Source organism: Dulcicalothrix desertica PCC 7102 (assembly GCF_003991905.1).
In the GTDB taxonomy this organism is placed as follows: Bacteria; Cyanobacteriota; Cyanobacteriia; order Cyanobacteriales; family Nostocaceae; genus Dulcicalothrix; species Dulcicalothrix desertica.
Genome location: NZ_RSCL01000028.1, coordinates 108238 through 124389, shown reverse-complemented (window position 1 = coordinate 124389; position 16152 = coordinate 108238). Strand labels below are relative to the sequence as shown.

The window sequence follows — 16152 nt, the reverse complement described above, 5'->3', positions numbered from 1 at the left end:
TAACAACACTTCTTATTTAGATAGCGGCGCCATTACCTAGAAAATTTCTAGAGAAAATCTCCTACAGATGTAACAATACTCCTATTTTAGATAGCGGCGCCATTACCTAGAAAATTTCTAGAGAAAATCTCCCACAGATGTAACAACACTTCTTATTTAGGTAGCGGCGCCATTACCTAGAAAATTTCTAGAGAAAATCTCCCACAGATGTAACAACACTTCTTATTTAGGTAGCGGCGCCATTACCTAGAAAATTTCTAGAGAAAATCTCCCACAGATGTAACAACACTTCTTATTTAGATAGCGGCGCCATTACCTAGAAAATTTCTAGAGAAAATCTCCTACAGATGTAACAACACTTCTTATTTAGGTAGCGGCGCCATTACCTAGAAAATTTCTAGAGAAAATCTCCCACAGATGTAACAACACTTCTTATTTAGGTAGCGGCGCCATTACCTAGAAAATTTCTAGAGAAAATCTCCCACAGATGTAACAACACTTCTTATTTAGATAGCGGCGCCAACTTTAAATCTCTTCTCTGTGCCCTAATAGCCTTTGTGGTAAATATCATTACCAATTTAAATGATTATATACACTGCTATAACCAGCACTATTACTACAAAAGAAACTAAAAACTTGCTTATTAAGCACTAATTATACCTACATATAAAATGAAAATCCGATTATTTTGCGAATAATACTTAGAAAATGCTTAATTATCAAAATAATGATACCAAAATCTCAAATTAGGTGCCTTCTTTGTATTATTTTATGCTGCTATACAAAACTCTATTGCTGGTGTAAAGGAATTTTGATTGTAAAATCTGCACCTACTCCTAAGTTTGAGGAACATTCTAAACAACCTTTATGCTATTGTGTAATGATTTGACAGCAAATACTGAGTTCCATTCCTATACCTTGACCAACGGGTTTTGTTGTAAAAAACGGGTCAAATAAGTTCTGTTTGACTTCTTCAGAAATTCCTTTACCATTATCTTTTATATTTATCGCTATATAGTTATTAAATCGAAAAAATCTACTTATTGCAACACAAGGTTGAAAGCTGGTAGTATTTGTAATGACTTTTGCTTGAATTGCATCTATTGCATTGGTAATAATGTACATGAAGGCTTGATTTAACTGTCCAGCATGGCATTCGACCAATGGTAAATTATCATATTGCTTGATAACTTGGATTTCGGCGCCTGATGTAAGTTTGAAACGATTTTGTAAAATCATTAATGTAGCTAAGGTTCTTAATCGGCTCTACCGTGGCGCAGCTCATATCTAAAATTGTAATAATATTTTTACATACTTATATTTCCCTTACTTATCTGCGAAGAAGTATGTATTTAATCATAATCTTTTATTGGTTATGTAGTATTTTATAACTAAAAACTATAAATAGTAAGGTAGGATAACCCACCTTACTATTAAGTTAGACGATTTGGGATTTATATTAATTTAAGCGGGAATAACTTGAACAATCAAAGAACGCTTATCGAGAGATTGAACTTTTCCGACTTGGGTGAGGTCACTAACGATACGGTCAAGCATTTTTCCTGCTAGTTCACGGTGCTGATTTTCGCGACCTCGTAAACGGATAGCAAATTTTACGGAATCACCTTTACTCAACCACTCAGCAGCTTGCTTGATGCGTAATTCGTAGTCAGCTGCACCGACATTTGGACGGAAGCGAACTTCCTTTACCGTTGGTCTGGAACTGTTGCCTTGACGTTTTTTCTTTTGATACTGAAGCTTGCCGTAGTTGATAATTTTCGCAATTGGAGCTTCTGCTCCTTCCGAGACTATAACTAAGTCTAATTCTAGACTTTCGGCCAACTCTAAAGCTTCGCGAGTATCCATAAGACCACGGTTATTATTTTCGTGGTCAATCAAGAAGACTTTAGGCGCCCTGATTTGCGAATTAATTTGTTGTTTTTGAACTACGATAACGATTACCTCTCTGTTCAACTAAGTAAAAGTAAGTAATACCAACATAGCACATGCTTATTATACCTTTCATCCGACTTGGGGCTGAAACGTTGATTTTTCGTAGATGGGTCACCCAAAAAATCATTAATTATTATGTAGGGTGCGTGAAAGCCTTTATTATCCATGAATAGAACCCTTTCCTCCAAGGCTTTCACGCAGCATTTACCAGAGTTCACAGAGACAAGATTTAATGATGAAAATTTTAGTTACGGGTGGTACAGGTTTTCTAGGTAGACGACTGGCAGAAAGATTAAATTCTGTTAACTCCAGTGTAGAGGTAACAGTACTTGGTCGGAACCGAGAAGTTGGGAGACAGTTAGAGACGCAAGGGATAAAGTTTTCAGCTGCTGACATTCGTGATGCGGATGCGGTGTTAGCTGCTTGTAAACGTCAAGAATATGTATTTCACTGTGCAGCGTTATCGTCTACCTGGGGTAAATATAAAGATTTCTATAATATAAATGTGGTTGGAACCCGAAATGTAATTAGGGGATGTGAAATTTATGAAATCCAGCGACTTATCAATGTATCTACGTCAAGCATATATTTCAACTACTCTCCGAGAGTTAATCTAACTGAGACTTCGGTTGTATCCCCAATAAATACTTATGCACTGACCAAGTTAATGGCAGAAAACCTTATTAATAAAGTTTTTCATCGGGGTTTGTCGGTGATCACGATTCGACCGAGTGCTATTTTTGGTTATAGTGATACTATATTATCCAGGCTTGTTGGCGCCAGTCAAAAAGGCATACCATTAATTAACGATGGTAAAGCTTTGATTGACATGACTTATATCGATAATGTCGTTGATGCACTATTACTATGCCAAACGGCGCCCAAAACGTTATCTGGTAAAATTTTTAATATCAGCAATAATCAACCAATATCTTTAATTAACTTATTAAAACGACTTTCGGAAAAAATGGGGTACGAGTTAAAATTAAGACCAGTACCTTACTTGCTAGCGGATAAAGTCGCACAAGCTTTAGAATTTGTATCGAACAGAGTTTTATTCGGCAAAAAACCGATATTAACTCGATATGAGCTATTAGTAATGGCTTTTAGTCAAACGCTTGATATCACCCCAGCTATCGAAGAATTGAATTATCAACCTCGTATTAGTCTTGAAGAAGGATTAGACATTTTTTGCCAAAACTTTCAATTTAAGCATGAGAATAATTTAAATTCCAAAACTTAGTTATTTCTTTAGCTACTGTGTCTGGGTAAAAGTGGTGAAAGAAGTGACCTCCTTGTGGACATTGCCACAAACGTATGGTTGGAGAAGTTTGTTGTGTAGTGTTGGAAACTAAATTTTGCCAACCTTGAATTTGCTGTGGGTCTACAATTACATCATCTTGGCAACCACAAACTAACAGAGGTACTGATACGGGTATTGGTGCAATACTAGCGTGACCGTAAAGGGAATGAGGTGATGCAGAATTATTTAAATCTCTATCGAGCATCGTAATTAGTTTTTGACGAGTACATTCGTTTTGGTAGCCAAATAGGGTCTGAACCATATGTTTTAATATAAATTCACGACTACAGGGTAACAGCTTACGTTGAACGTAGTAATGCGAATGCCAATCAATACCTGGATTGACTCCTACAGATAGCAGCGTTAATGATTTTACTCTTTCTTTATGTTCTTGCGCGTAGAGTAATCCTAGCAAACCACCAATACTATGACCAATTAGATTAACAGGCTTTTTACGTGTTTTTAAATAATCATGTAACAGCGTGACGGCAACAGTAAGTGAGTTTGGGTCATCTGGTTTTTGATGATATTCCCATTGGGCAATGGATGTTTGACGAGATAAATGACGTAATAATGCGTTATTGAAAAATTTTAGTTCTGGGCTTGTAGTTAGCCACAATGTATCTGGTGTAGTCATTATAATTATGTTTAATAACTTGTTTTTATCAACTAAGGTGGGTTTTGTCCCACCATACATATTATACTCCAAACTCTCTCTTGAGTTGAGCTACCCATTGCTGAATACGACTGTCTGTCATATCAGATTGGTTATCTTCATCAAGAGCTAAACCAACAAATTTGCCGTCTCGAAGGGCTTTTGATTCATTAAAATCATAACCATCTTTAGACCAATATCCAACTGTTGTTCCACCTTGAGCAGAGTAATATTAACCCCTGTTCATACATCGGTTGGTTTGGGTTAAAGTGCGACAGTTCAAACAAAGTCATTGCACCTGCCCACAAAACTATTAAACCAGCATGAGCTACATGGGCGCCTAGTAGTTTTCCAGATAAATTAACCAAGCGCATGTTACCAGACCACCATCCCACATCTGGAACTGGTGCGCTGCGAATACATGTCGTCATAGCCACCTCGTACTATTTATTTGTAAAGCCTCTAAAGTCCAAACCTTTCTTTGATTTGAGCTACCCAAACTTTGATACGCTCGATACTAAGCTCAGGTTGATTATCTTCATCAATGGCAAGTCCGACAAAATTTCCTTGAATGGAAGCTCTAACTCCATTACTGACGTGAATTACTTGAGACTCGACCAAAGTTATTGAACCATTACTCAATTCAACAGGTTGTAAGTTGATTAAAGCTTTCGACTCTTCAAACTTATAACCTCTAGTAGACCAAGAACCAACTCGTATACCTCCCAACGAAGTAATTTTGGCAGCTAATATTCCCATTGCATCAACAAAGTTACGCGGGTATTCTACTTGATCTCCTAAACCAAAATAAGCAACCTTTTTACCTTTGAAGTTTACGTAATCAAGCCTGGGGAAGAATATTTCCCAATCATGCTGCAATTTCCCAATACCCCAAGTTGGAGAGCCAATAATTAAATTATCGTAGTCTGCAAAATCTTGCTCGCTAGCTTCTGCCATGCAATGCAAATCGATTAAACCTTTGCCAAATTCGTTCCGAATAAGTTCGGCGATGGCATCAGTGTTACCTGTTGTACTGCCGTAAAACAGTCCAATTTTTGCAGACATTGTATCTCCCAACTGTGATCTAGATTTACTGCTATCTGTTGCAAGTAATAATCAACTAGTATTGAGATTACACCAAAATGGAAATTATTGCAAAAAAATTGCAGAAACCCGGTTTCTAAGCAAAATCGTTGTTCTGATTACAATATCTCAGCAAAGAAACCCGGTTTCTTTGGTTTCCTTACCTGACGTGGGTGATTTTGGCAAGCATTAGACGTAATTGTTTTATACTCAAAGTCACGACAACCAATAGCTTCTTCGGTACAAGCTGTAAGCGGGTTAATTGTACACTTAAGACGATAATCATTGGTAAAGAAGTCGCAGTTAGTACAAGGGATTTGATGCAGTTTCTTGACATGACTAGCTCCTTGGTTGAGGGTTATCCAAAAACTAGAAAGCGCTAGAATAACTATTGCCAAAGCACAAAAAGCACAAAAAGCACAAAATAATGTTGCTAGCATGAGTTATATATAAAAAATCTTAAGTAGGGTGCGTGAAGCATTTAAGAATCTTTCAGCGAAGTCAATAATTGTGTTGCGTCACGCACCTTACGCTTTATACGATGCTACGGAAGACATGAAACAAACCTCCGGCGCCTACACCCCAACCCAAAGTTGCGTTTAGGGGGTAATAATATCATTCCTTGTTCATACAATGGCACACCTGGTGTATATCTCAAAGTTTCTATTACTGTGGTTGTTCCTGTCCAGAACATTATTAACCCTGCATGTGCAACATGGGCACCGAGCAGTTGACCAGATAACTCTGTCAAACGAGCATTACCAATGAGCCAGGGTGCATTAATGGCTGCTGCGAAAGTTCTTTCTGTATTTACAATCATGAGTAAGAAGTGGGTATTAAAAGCCACCTTAATATTTACTGAGGTCGTGTACGTGTTTCAACAGAATTCATAGCTTCTCCAACCTGTCTAAAATCTACGCCAATGCCTCGTAGAGTGTGTCAGAAATCACCTTGGAAGAAAAAGAACGCTAAAAAGAAGTGAGCATTTGCTAACCATGCTCTCGCTGTCTGTATGGGCGCCAATAAATAAACCTGACATGTTGGCGAAACGCGCGTTTCCAGCCCACCTATCATACTTGAGATTCGGATTGTCGTATGTTTGCATCGTCTTCGTCTAGCTCCTTGTTGAGGATATGAAGCAACTAGTTATTCTAGATATCATCAGATGTATTTACTGATGGGCATCTCTAACAACTTTATTGCCTTCCACAATTCTTGATAATTTACTCTATTAGTTATTTAGCATATCTATTTTTATTGAAAATATATTTCAATAAATTTTTAACAAAACTTAAAGTTTTTTGTCAATAAAACTTTTTATTGCAAATCGAAGCAATAAGGAATAGCATGATAAATGTAGGGATGCGACAGGTTGGGCACCTAAGTAGCATATATATAAGTAGTGACTATGAGTACATCAGGTTCTCTCAAATCGGAACTAAATGCAAAAGGGTGGCGTTTTACTTCTCAGCGCGAGGTAATACTACATCTGTTCGAGAATCTTCCTCAAGGAAGCCATTTAAGTGCAGAGGAAGTACATGAATTATTGGCTCTTCGCGAAGAAAAAATAAGTCTATCAACAATTTACCGGACTTTAAAGCTCATGACTCGGATGAAAATTTTACGCGAGTTAGAGCTAGCAGAGGTACATAAGCACTACGAGTTAAATACCAATTCTCAAATGAATCATCACCATACGGTGTGTATTCAATGCAACATGACTATTGAGTTTGAAGATAGCTCAGTAATGAAACAAGCACTAAAGCAGGTACAGAAAGCTGGTTTGGATATGCTTGACTGCCAGTTAACAATTCATACAGTGTGTCCAGAAGCGATAAGAAAAGGATGGCCTGCGATGCTCCCGAATGATTGGGTTTGCGCGCGTGCTATTCAGCAGAACGAGAAAACTAAATCAGAGATCAAGTAAAATATACTAAGATGTTTATAGTTCAACATAAATAATAAAAATGAACTGGTTAGCGCATCTACTATTATCCAAACCGGATATTGAAAGCCGCTTAGGTAACTTACTAGCCGATTTGGTTAAAGGAGCAGAGCGCGAAAAACTAAATGCTCAAATTAAACAAGGTATAAAACATCATCAACTCATTGATGCTTTTACTGACTCACATTTAATAGTTCATCGTAGTAAACAACGAATAAATTCAGTATATAGACGCTTTGCTGGCATCTTAATAGATGGATTTTATGACCATTTTTTAGCCAAAAACTGGTATATATACTCAAGCCAGCCTTTAGATAATTTTACAACAGAAATATACGAATCATTTTTAGCGTATCCTGAACCATTACCAAATTACGCAAATCAAGTTATTACACAAATGGCAAAAGAAGATTGGTTAGGAAGGTATCGCAATTTAGAAGGTATAGAGTATTTATTAATTAGATTATCTAATAGGCTATCACAAAGATTTAAAAATAAAACTGAAATTCGCCTAGAACCAGCAATAAAAGAACTTACAGACAACTACATCGACCTAGAAAACGATTTTTTAGAGTTTTTCCCTCTGTTAAAAGATATTAAATAACGGTTACGGCGCCCTCTTCTGTCTCATTCATAGGCTTTTACGCAAAAATAGTACAAATTTGAGTGAATTTAGATTAAGTTAAGTAAAGTATTGTATGCCATGAATGGTTCAGTTTGGTCAAGAAGTGAGAATCTCGCAATGTTTGAACAAGTAAAACCTAGCTATTCAGTCGCTTGGACTAACAAAATTGCCGAAGTCCCGCAAGCTGCTTGGGATGCTTTAGCAATGCCATTGAAAACTCCGTTTTTAGAGTGGGAATGGCTAAACAACTTAGAAGTGTCGGGTAGTGCAACGGGACGTAACGGTTGGTTGCCAAATCATTTGACTATTTGGCGAAACAAAACTTTAATCGGCGCCGCTGCATTATACCTCAAAGGGCATAGTCAAGGTGAATTTGTATTTGACCATCAATGGGCTGATTTAGCACAGCGCATAGGTGTAGAGTATTATCCAAAACTATTGGGGATGACACCATTTACACCAGCAGAGGGATATCGATTTTTAATAGACAGGGGTGAAGATGAAGAAGAAATCACAGCTATAATGCTGCATGAAATCGATAAGTACTGTACAAAGCACCGTATCGCAACATGCAATTTTCTTTACGTTGACCCCGAATGGCAACCAATTGTCGAACGTCAAGGTTTTACTCCCTGGTTACATCATAGTTTTATTTGGCAAAATTTAGGTTTTAACACTTTTGATGATTATTTAGGGGTATTTAACGCAAACCAGCGTCGCAACATTAAACGCGAACGTAAATCTGTAGAAAAAGTTGGTTTACGCTTACAACCTCTAACAGGGGATGATATTCCTAAATCATTATTCCCGTTAATGTACGAGTTTTATGCTGACACCTGCGATAAATTTGGCTGGTGGGGTAGTAAGTATTTGACGAAGCGCTTCTTTGAGTCGTTACATGCACACTATCGTCATCGTGTCTTGTTTATGGCAGCTTATAGCGAACAAAATGACCGTGTACCTGTGGGAATGTCGTTTTGTCTATATAAAGATGATAGAATGTATGGTCGCTATTGGGGAAGTTCTCAGGAAATAGACTCTTTACATTTCGACGCTTGTTATTATTCACCAATCGAATGGGGAATTTCTCAGGGTATCCAATTGTTTGACCCTGGTGCTGGTGGGCGCCATAAAAAGCGTCGTGGTTTTCCGGCAATGCCTAATTATAGCCTACATCGCTTCTACAACGCGCGCTTACAGCAAATTTTACGTCCTTATATTAGCGAGGTGAACCAATTAGAACAGCGCGAAATAGACGCAATTAATGCTGAATTACCTTTTAGTCAAAAAAATTCGCCCGGTGAATCGGAACAAAAAGTATAATATATAGTTCTGTAATTGCACGTATTATTTACATAAGGTGTAAATTAAGAAAGCAAGTATTGTTTTATATATTGGATTCTAGATTTGTACTTATTCATCAAATCTAGAATTTAACTAAAACAAACAATTGGCGCCGTTAGCCAAATATAACCAGGAACAGGATTTTTTGTTGAAGGGAGTTTATGAACTTGAGATTAGAAGAAAATTTAGCAGCAATCGATGACAAACTCTCACAACGGCACATCGACCTAGACCCAGCAGGTTATTTTATTATTTACCTTGACCGTGATGCTGGGCTAATTTGCGCTAAACATTACACAAACGTTATTGATGAACGTGGTTTAGCTGTAGACCCTGAAACCGGAAAGGTAATTCCCGCACGTGGCAAAGTCGAACGGACTCACACAGTTCTTTACACTGGCAGAACCGCTAAAGAACTTTGTGTCAAGCTTTTAGAAGAAACAAAACCTTGTCCGGTAACTATGTTCGACCATGCTGCATACCTCGGTCGCGAATTTGTACGCGCAGAAAGTGCTTTAATTACAGGCGCCGAGTATGTGCAAGACTAAAAGCAGTGGAAAGTGCTGAGTGCTGAGTTCTGAGTGACTAATTTTACTCAGAACTCAGCACTCAGCACTTTTAACTATCTGATGATGGTTGGTTGACTAAGTAGATGTAATACGTTGCCATCGGGATGACTGTGGCAGCTATTAATAGTCCAATTACCCATGCTGTTGAATTGCTTCTTTCTTTTTCGGTTTCTTCAGCATCTTTAAAAGTGCCTTCAACTTGGACATCCTCTACTATTGCTGGAGGTCCTGGGTCAGGTTGACCAGAAAGTACAGCAACTAAGCGGTTACTTGCGTCAAGGAATGCTTGATTGTATTTGTTTCCATCACGCAATGGCGCCAAGAAAGTCTCGAAGGCGACACTTTTGGCGGTATCATCTGACATTAATGGTTTAACTTTATCGCCAGTAATAATCGCGATACCGTTACTAACGGTGTCTATCATCATTATCGTTTGATTTGCTTGCGCTTCCTTATCGGGAAACCATTTATCCAAAAGTTCTTTAGCAAAAGTTTCTGGAGTTTCACCATAATCTAAACGGTGAACTGTAACAAATCTAACTTCGTTACCAGTTTGCTTGGCAAGGTCAGCAAACGCAGTACTAATTTTACCTTCACTAGTGCGGCTAATAACTTCACCTTCATCAACAACCCAAGTATCGGGTGTTAAGTTAGGTAGTTCAAACACACTTGTAGCGAAAGCAGGGGTAGCAAATAGGGAAACCGCAAAGAATAAAATAAGCGGCAGAATAATTGCGTGGACTTGCTTCCGTAAGTTTTTGACAACGTTTAGGAGCTTTTGCATCTGAGATAACCAAAACACAGACTTCAACCAAAAATACTACATAATTACGTGTTCTGTCTCTAAATAAGTAATATCATTTTCCTGAAAGTAACAGGAGCAGTGCGAAAACTAGTATGGCTATCAAAACTCCATTTTCAACAAAAGGGTCACAGATAATAGATGCCAACGGTAATGCTGTATGCTTGCGAGGAGTTAATTGGTTTGGGATGGAAACCGATGTGCATGTACCGCATGGTCTGTGGAAGCGAGACTATAAAGACATGCTACGTCAAATTAAAAGCTTAGGTTACAATATCATTCGTTTACCTTATTCTGTTCAAGCATTACGCTCTGATAATATTAGCTCTATAGACTTTAGTATCGGCGCCAATCGTGACTTACAGGGTAAAACACCATTACAGATAATGGATATCATTATCCAGGAAGCTGCGAATTCAGAGCTATTAATAATGCTTGACAGTCATAGACTCAATGATGTAACAATTCCTGAACTATGGTATGGTGACGGATTCACCGAAGCTGACTGGATAGATACTTGGAAGATGTTAGCTAACCGCTATAGAAATCAAGGAAATGTCGTTGCTGCGGATTTAAAAAACGAACCACATGGACGGGCAAGTTGGGGAACAGGAGATTTAACGACCGACTGGAGATTAGCAGCAGAACGTTGCGGTAATGCAATTTTAGCAATAAACCCTAATTGGTTAATTGTAGTCGAAGGTGTTGCAAAGAATGTACTAAATCAAGAGTTATCAGGACACTGGTGGGGAGGTAATTTAGAAGGTGTTGGGGATAACCCTATACGTTTAAATATTGCCAACAAAGTTGTTTATTCTCCCCATGAATATGGGCCAGGAGTCGCAGACCAACCCTGGTTTAGCGAAGCAACATTTCCTCAAAACCTTTATACTCGTTGGGAAAAAGGTTTTTACTATATAGCAGCAAAAGGAATTGCACCAATTTTAATCGGAGAATTTGGAGGCAAACAAATAGATACCACTTCCAAAGAAGGAATTTGGCAACGTCAACTAATTGATTATATTAAACAAAATAACCTATCCTTTACTTATTGGTGTTGGAATCCAAATAGTAGTGATACAGCAGGTATATTATTAGACGATTGGGTAAATATTAACACTGCAAAACAAGAACTTCTCGCAACCTTACTAACACCGCAACCTTCAACACCCACTCCTACACCCACTCCAACTCCTACACCTACTCCCATTCCAACCCCATCGGCGCCTATACTAGCAGTAGAAGTAGTAATACAAGCAGATTGGAATGCAGGATTTTGTATAAACTTCCGCGTTACTAACAAAGGCACAATTGCAACTAAAAATTGGAAGTTAAACTTTATAATTAATCAAGCCAAAATACTACAAACTTGGAATGCAAGCTACACAATCAAAGATTTAATATACGAAGCAACCCCTGTAGACTGGGCAAAAGTTATTCAACCAGGAAAAACGATAGAAATAGGATACTGTGCCGACAAATTAGGAGCAAACTATAAACCCTCACAAATTAGCGTATCTATACTCACGTGATGCACCACTATATAAAATTGATAATCTTTATCATATTTGTATAGAAAGATGTATAAATTAAAATGAGAGCTACATATAATTTAGACATCTCAAAATATAGTAATTACCTAGTATAAATACTAGGTTTTTTTGTGCAAAAAAGTAAAAATTACATCTTCCCTCACACACTTTAGAAATATAAGGATAATTAACTCAAATTAGAAGGATAAATATATGTGGAGTCAAAATAACAATAATCTATCAGAATATTTTACTCGTAGTATAATTACTACGTTATTTTTAACCTTGATATTACTAGTAAATTTAGTATTTGCCCAAAAACACACAGTAGTCGAAAGAGGAAGCGGAAGAATTTTAGCGTCGAAAACACAGCAAAATTACATTTTATAGAAAAGTGAGCGTTTATGCTCACTTTCCTATAAACCGGATTTTTATAATTTTATCAAATGCATAACTTCAAAATTGCTAGAAATAGATAAATACAGAATACTCAAGTTCATACAAAATCTATGAAAGGCGCCCAAAACATCCTCAAAACCTTAATATCTATTTCTGCTATTAGCATTTTAAGTTTATCATCTATATCTAGTAGTTCTATAGCTATACAATCAAATAAATCACTTTATAAACAAGTCGCTCAACAACAAAATGCCACACTCGTCGAATATTCAATTATTACTAATAATTCTCAAGAAACAGCATTATATATTTGGGTAATTAAACCTACGGGTAAAGTAATATTTCGTCAAGTAGACTTAAATGCTTGGCGCCAGAAAGAAAATTCTTCATTAACAGACTTAATTACTAAAGCTAGACATGAAACTGACTCAACACAAACGCTTAAAAAATTATATCAGATATTAATACAACCAATTGCAAATACTTTACCGCAAAAAGCAGAAGAACGAGTTATTATTGTCCCACAAGGCGCCTTATTCCGTCTACCATTTGCTGCATTGCCAGACAGTAACGGTAAATATTTAATCGAAAAGCATACAATCTCCACTACCCCTTCGATTGAAGCGTTAGATTTATTATACAAGCGTAAAACACGTAAACAAAAAACGAGTGAATCTCTAATCGTCGGAAATGCAACTTTACCGAAAACATCATTCAAATCTTGTAACCCAACTAACTTATCACCATTACCAGGCGCCGAGCAAGAAGCGGAACACATTGCAGTAATACTGAAAACTCAAGCTTTGACAAGAGACAAAGCTACCGAAACAGCAGTATTAGCAAGAATATCCAAAGCAGGAATTATTCACTTAGCAACTTCTAGCTGTAAAAATGATGACTCAAGTATAATTTCTTTAGCAACATCAAACCAAGACGATGGTTGGCTAACAGCAGAAGAAATTCAAAAATTACAAATCCAAGCAGACCTAGTTGTTCTCAATTCTTATGACACCGCACTCGAAAAAATGACTGCTGATGGTATTGTCGGACTATCGCGTGCATTTTTAACCGCAGGAGCTAACAGTGTCATTACCTCACTGTGGGATGTGGATGATGCAACTACAGCATCACTCATGATAAGCTTTTATGAGAATTATAGCAAAAGTCATCGTGGAGCAGGCGCCTTGCGTCAAGCAATGTTAAAAACGATGAAAAAATATCCTAACCCCAGATATTGGGCTGCTTTTACATTGATTGGCACATAACCTATTATGAAGATTATGTAAAGACACTAGTAGCTATATAGTTAGTTTAAATTTTTGTTAGCCAATCTTTAAGGTTGATGTGGGATTTGTAGAAAAGGTGATTCTGTAAACATTAATACTCGTGGTGAGTTATATGGCTTTTCAACTACAAATTCTTCATGCTTCTGACTTTGAAGGTGGTATTCCAGCGCTGAATGATGCGGTCGGATTTTCGACGGTTGTGAATGCGCTTAAAGATGATTACGCTAATACACTAATATTATCTTCTGGTGATAATTATATTCCGGGGCCTTTCTTTTCTGCTTCTTCTGACCCTAGTGTAGCGTCTGCAATCGGCGCCGCAGGTGTAGGGAGGGGGGATATTGCAATTTTAAACGGTATTGGTGTTCAAGCTTCAGTTTTTGGGAATCACGAATTTGATTTAGGAACTTCGACGATTCAATCTTTGATTGTTCCTAGTGGTAACTATCAAGGTGCCGAGTTTCCTTATTTAAGTGCTAACTTAGACTTTAGCGGTGATGCTAGCTTGGCAAGTCGTGTAGTTGCACCAGCACAAGACTTTACAAATGTTGGTAGTACTCAATCGGTAGTGCTTGCAAACGGTGCTACTGCAACCGATAATCGAGGCAGAATTTCTAGTAGTGCTGTAATTACTGTCAATGGTGAAAGAATAGGTATTGTAGGCGCCACTACACCAACTTTACCAAGTATCTCATCACCTGGCCCAGGTGTAACGGTAACTCCTGATTCTTTCAATACAGACCCAACCGCAGTTCAACTCGATGCTTTAGCGGCAATTATCCAACCACAGGTAGATGCGCTCACCGCAACTGGTATTAATAAAGTAATTTTGCTGTCACACATGCAGCAGTTTCCTATCGAGCAAGCTTTAGCTACACGTTTAAATAATGTAGATGTAGTAATAGCAGGTGGTTCACACCAATTATTTGCAGATAATACAGACACTCGTCGTCCCGAAGACCTGGGAAGTACGGTACCTAACTATCCTTCAGTCATTACTAACCCCACTACTGGGGAACAAGTTTTAGTACTTAATACAGCAGCTAATTACCGCTATGTCGGGCGCCTTGTTGCAGATTTCGATTTGGACGGTAAGATTATTCCAAATAGCATTGACCCAAACATCTCTGGCGCCTATGCTACAGATGCAGCGAATGTAGCAGCTTTAATTGCCACAAATACAGCTGCTGGTGGTGTGACTGCAACACCTAGCGCTGAAGTAGTAGCTGCTACAAATGCACTACAAAACGTAATTGTTAGTAAAGACGGTAATATATTTGGTAGCACAAGTGTATTTCTAAACGGCACTCGTGACGATGTGCGAACTCAAGAAACCAATTTGGGTAATTTAACAGCAGATGCAAATTTAACCATCGCACGTGATTATGACCCAACCGTAACAATTTCAATCAAAAACGGTGGTGGTATTCGTGACAATATAGGTTTTATTCCTTCTGTCAGTGGTTCACAACAAGTAGAAAAACTTCCTCCAGCAGCGAACCCACTAGCAAACAAAGACGCAGGTGATATATCTCAGCTTGATATTGAAAACTCGCTGCGTTTTAATAACGATTTGAGTTTAGTAACAATAACAGCAGCTCAACTCGAACAAATTATGGAACACGCAGTAGCAGGAACAGGAACTGGGAGAACACCCGGTCAGTTTCCTCAAGTTGGGGGTATTGCTTTCAGCTTTGACGCAACTCGTACTGCACGCACTGCTACTACTGAAGGTGATAGAATTCGCTCATTAGCTATCAAAGACGAAAATGGTAAAACTATAGATATTGTAGTTAATGATGGGCAATTAGTAGGAGACCCGAACCGCACCTTCCGAATGGTTACATTGGGCTTTTTAGCAAGTGGTGGTGATGGTTATCCATTCCAAGGGTTTACTAGCACAATTAACCGTCGTGATTTAGTAATAGCAGGCGCCGCTCGTACTGGTCAAGCGACATTTGCAGCAGACGGAACAGAACAAGATGCGTTTGCTGAATATTTAACTCGCATTGACACTTATAACCAAGCAGATACAGCACCTGCACAAGATACACGCATTCAAAACCTAGCTGCACGTACCGACACAGTATTAAGCGACGTAGTTACTGGTAGTGGTACCTTATTTGGTACTAACACAGACGATATCTTCTTAGCAAATGGTGATAATAACACCATTTATGCGAACGAAGGCAATAACCAAATAACTGCCACTGGTTCAAATAATCAAGTCTTTGCTGGTAACGGTAACGATACAATTACCACAGGCAATGGAAATGACATAATCTATGCTAACAACGGTAATAACCGTATATTCACAGGTGCAGGCAGTGACACAATATATACTGGTTCAGGTGATGACTTTATCAATGCAGGAACGGGTATTGATACTATTTGGTTAAATAGTGGAAAAGATACCGTTGTTCTAAATAGAGATGGCGCCGATATTATCAACGGTTTCCAACTTGGTCAAACAAGTTTAGCATTATCTGAGAACTTAAAGTTTACTGACTTAACAATAACTCAAGGTGATGGCGCCGCATTAATTAGTGTAGGTAACGAATTACTTGCATCATTATCATGGGTACAAGCAACATCGTTAAATAGTGACTCCTTTGTAATGGTGTAAATCGTATAATGTAGAGACGCTCCTGTTCAG

At 38.0% G+C, this 16152-nt stretch carries 15 protein-coding genes and 4 pseudogenes; 9 read left to right on the top strand and 10 right to left on the bottom strand.

What is annotated here, in order from left to right; translation table 11 throughout:
* Positions 1-870: 870 nt before the first annotated feature.
* Both DSM106972_RS41150 and infC read right to left on the bottom strand, forming a co-directional pair.
* A complete protein-coding gene (locus tag DSM106972_RS41150) occupies positions 871-1239 on the bottom strand; it encodes a sensor histidine kinase (RefSeq protein WP_127086120.1) in 369 nt (122 codons plus the stop codon).
* 225 nt (positions 1240-1464) lie between these two features.
* Entirely contained in the window at positions 1465-1974 is a 510-nt protein-coding gene (gene infC / locus DSM106972_RS41145) for a translation initiation factor IF-3 (protein ID WP_019488884.1), read from the bottom strand.
* Positions 1975-2185: 211 nt separating this feature from the next.
* Between infC and DSM106972_RS41140 the strand changes: the two genes are divergently transcribed.
* Positions 2186-3196 (top strand): NAD-dependent epimerase/dehydratase family protein, encoded by a 1011-nt coding sequence (locus DSM106972_RS41140; protein ID WP_233787426.1) that lies wholly within the window; start codon positions 2186-2188, stop codon positions 3194-3196.
* On the opposite strand, the gene DSM106972_RS41135 is transcribed toward DSM106972_RS41140, so the two are convergent.
* From DSM106972_RS41135 to DSM106972_RS56030, 7 genes and pseudogenes are all read right to left on the bottom strand, one after another.
* On the bottom strand, positions 3162-3893 hold the full coding sequence (locus DSM106972_RS41135; RefSeq protein WP_127086119.1) for an alpha/beta fold hydrolase: 732 nt from the start codon (positions 3891-3893) through the stop codon (positions 3162-3164). The genes DSM106972_RS41140 and DSM106972_RS41135 overlap by 35 nt on opposite strands.
* A gap of 61 nt (positions 3894-3954) precedes the next feature.
* Positions 3955-4137, bottom strand: a pseudogene (locus DSM106972_RS54250) (NADPH-dependent FMN reductase family protein); the annotation flags it as partial.
* Positions 4136-4342: pseudogene (locus DSM106972_RS41125) on the bottom strand (chlorophyll a/b binding light-harvesting protein); the annotation flags it as partial. The pseudogenes DSM106972_RS41125 and DSM106972_RS54250, both read right to left, overlap by 2 nt.
* A 31-nt stretch (positions 4343-4373) precedes the next feature.
* On the bottom strand, positions 4374-4976 hold the full coding sequence (locus tag DSM106972_RS41120; protein WP_127086118.1) for a flavodoxin: 603 nt from the start codon (positions 4974-4976) through the stop codon (positions 4374-4376).
* Between the two features lie 137 nt (positions 4977-5113).
* Positions 5114-5434: a hypothetical protein gene (locus tag DSM106972_RS41115; protein ID WP_127086117.1), complete on the bottom strand. Its 321-nt coding sequence runs from the start codon at positions 5432-5434 to the stop codon at positions 5114-5116.
* A gap of 103 nt (positions 5435-5537) precedes the next feature.
* A pseudogene (locus DSM106972_RS41110) lies at positions 5538-5814 on the bottom strand (chlorophyll a/b binding light-harvesting protein); the annotation flags it as partial.
* Positions 5815-5982: 168 nt separating this feature from the next.
* Positions 5983-6099 (bottom strand): annotated as a pseudogene (locus DSM106972_RS56030) (chlorophyll a/b binding light-harvesting protein); the annotation flags it as partial.
* A 297-nt stretch (positions 6100-6396) separates the two neighbouring features.
* Between DSM106972_RS56030 and DSM106972_RS41100 the strand changes: the two are divergent.
* The 4 genes from DSM106972_RS41100 (at position 6397) to DSM106972_RS41085 (ending at position 9456) form a co-directional block, all read left to right on the top strand.
* Positions 6397-6921, top strand: coding sequence for a Fur family transcriptional regulator (locus tag DSM106972_RS41100; RefSeq protein ID WP_201800849.1), 525 nt, complete (start codon positions 6397-6399; stop codon positions 6919-6921).
* A gap of 40 nt (positions 6922-6961) precedes the next feature.
* Positions 6962-7543 (top strand): acyl carrier protein phosphodiesterase, encoded by a 582-nt coding sequence (locus DSM106972_RS41095; RefSeq protein WP_127086115.1) that lies wholly within the window; start codon positions 6962-6964, stop codon positions 7541-7543.
* A 138-nt stretch (positions 7544-7681) separates the two neighbouring features.
* The gene (locus DSM106972_RS41090; RefSeq protein WP_127086128.1) at positions 7682-8887 is read left to right on the top strand and encodes a GNAT family N-acetyltransferase; all 1206 of its coding nucleotides are present in this window, start codon (positions 7682-7684) and stop codon (positions 8885-8887) included.
* A 182-nt stretch (positions 8888-9069) separates the two neighbouring features.
* Entirely contained in the window at positions 9070-9456 is a 387-nt protein-coding gene (locus tag DSM106972_RS41085; protein ID WP_127086114.1) for a DUF4346 domain-containing protein, read from the top strand.
* Positions 9457-9526: 70 nt separating this feature from the next.
* Here DSM106972_RS41085 and psb32 read toward each other — a convergent pair whose 3' ends face one another.
* A complete protein-coding gene (gene psb32, locus DSM106972_RS41080; RefSeq protein ID WP_127086127.1) occupies positions 9527-10261 on the bottom strand; it encodes a photosystem II repair protein Psb32 in 735 nt (244 codons plus the stop codon).
* Between the two features lie 113 nt (positions 10262-10374).
* Between psb32 and DSM106972_RS41075 the strand changes: the two genes are divergently transcribed.
* The 4 genes from DSM106972_RS41075 (at position 10375) to DSM106972_RS41065 (ending at position 16122) form a co-directional block, all read left to right on the top strand.
* Entirely contained in the window at positions 10375-11811 is a 1437-nt protein-coding gene (locus DSM106972_RS41075; RefSeq protein ID WP_127086113.1) for a cellulase family glycosylhydrolase, read from the top strand.
* Positions 11812-12024: 213 nt separating this feature from the next.
* Positions 12025-12201, top strand: coding sequence for a hypothetical protein (locus tag DSM106972_RS51800; protein WP_158632961.1), 177 nt, complete (start codon positions 12025-12027; stop codon positions 12199-12201).
* A 119-nt stretch (positions 12202-12320) separates the two neighbouring features.
* Positions 12321-13475: a CHAT domain-containing protein gene (locus tag DSM106972_RS41070; protein WP_127086112.1), complete on the top strand. Its 1155-nt coding sequence runs from the start codon at positions 12321-12323 to the stop codon at positions 13473-13475.
* 133 nt (positions 13476-13608) lie between these two features.
* Positions 13609-16122 carry a 5'-nucleotidase C-terminal domain-containing protein gene (locus DSM106972_RS41065; RefSeq protein WP_127086111.1) on the top strand — a complete coding sequence of 838 codons (2514 nt, stop codon included), beginning with the start codon at positions 13609-13611 and terminating at the stop codon, positions 16120-16122.
* Positions 16123-16152: the final 30 nt, after the last annotated feature.

Excerpts from the sequence above, each read along its gene's own strand:
- DSM106972_RS41150 (WP_127086120.1), bottom strand. The coding sequence starts at position 1,239 with ATGATTTTACAAAATCGTTTCAAACTTACATCAGGCGCCGAAATCCAA.
- DSM106972_RS41140 (WP_233787426.1), top strand. The coding sequence starts at position 2,186 with ATGATGAAAATTTTAGTTACGGGTGGTACAGGTTTTCTAGGTAGACGA.
- DSM106972_RS41135 (WP_127086119.1), bottom strand. The coding sequence starts at position 3,893 with ATGACTACACCAGATACATTGTGGCTAACTACAAGCCCAGAACTAAAA.
- DSM106972_RS41120 (WP_127086118.1), bottom strand. The coding sequence starts at position 4,976 with ATGTCTGCAAAAATTGGACTGTTTTACGGCAGTACAACAGGTAACACT.
- DSM106972_RS41115 (WP_127086117.1), bottom strand. The coding sequence starts at position 5,434 with ATGCTAGCAACATTATTTTGTGCTTTTTGTGCTTTTTGTGCTTTGGCA.
- DSM106972_RS41095 (WP_127086115.1), top strand. The coding sequence starts at position 6,962 with ATGAACTGGTTAGCGCATCTACTATTATCCAAACCGGATATTGAAAGC.
- DSM106972_RS41090 (WP_127086128.1), top strand. The coding sequence starts at position 7,682 with ATGTTTGAACAAGTAAAACCTAGCTATTCAGTCGCTTGGACTAACAAA.
- DSM106972_RS41085 (WP_127086114.1), top strand. The coding sequence starts at position 9,070 with ATGAACTTGAGATTAGAAGAAAATTTAGCAGCAATCGATGACAAACTC.
- psb32 (WP_127086127.1), bottom strand. The coding sequence starts at position 10,261 with ATGCAAAAGCTCCTAAACGTTGTCAAAAACTTACGGAAGCAAGTCCAC.
- DSM106972_RS41075 (WP_127086113.1), top strand. The coding sequence starts at position 10,375 with ATGGCTATCAAAACTCCATTTTCAACAAAAGGGTCACAGATAATAGAT.
- DSM106972_RS51800 (WP_158632961.1), top strand. The coding sequence starts at position 12,025 with ATGTGGAGTCAAAATAACAATAATCTATCAGAATATTTTACTCGTAGT.
- DSM106972_RS41070 (WP_127086112.1), top strand. The coding sequence starts at position 12,321 with ATGAAAGGCGCCCAAAACATCCTCAAAACCTTAATATCTATTTCTGCT.
- DSM106972_RS41065 (WP_127086111.1), top strand. The coding sequence starts at position 13,609 with ATGGCTTTTCAACTACAAATTCTTCATGCTTCTGACTTTGAAGGTGGT.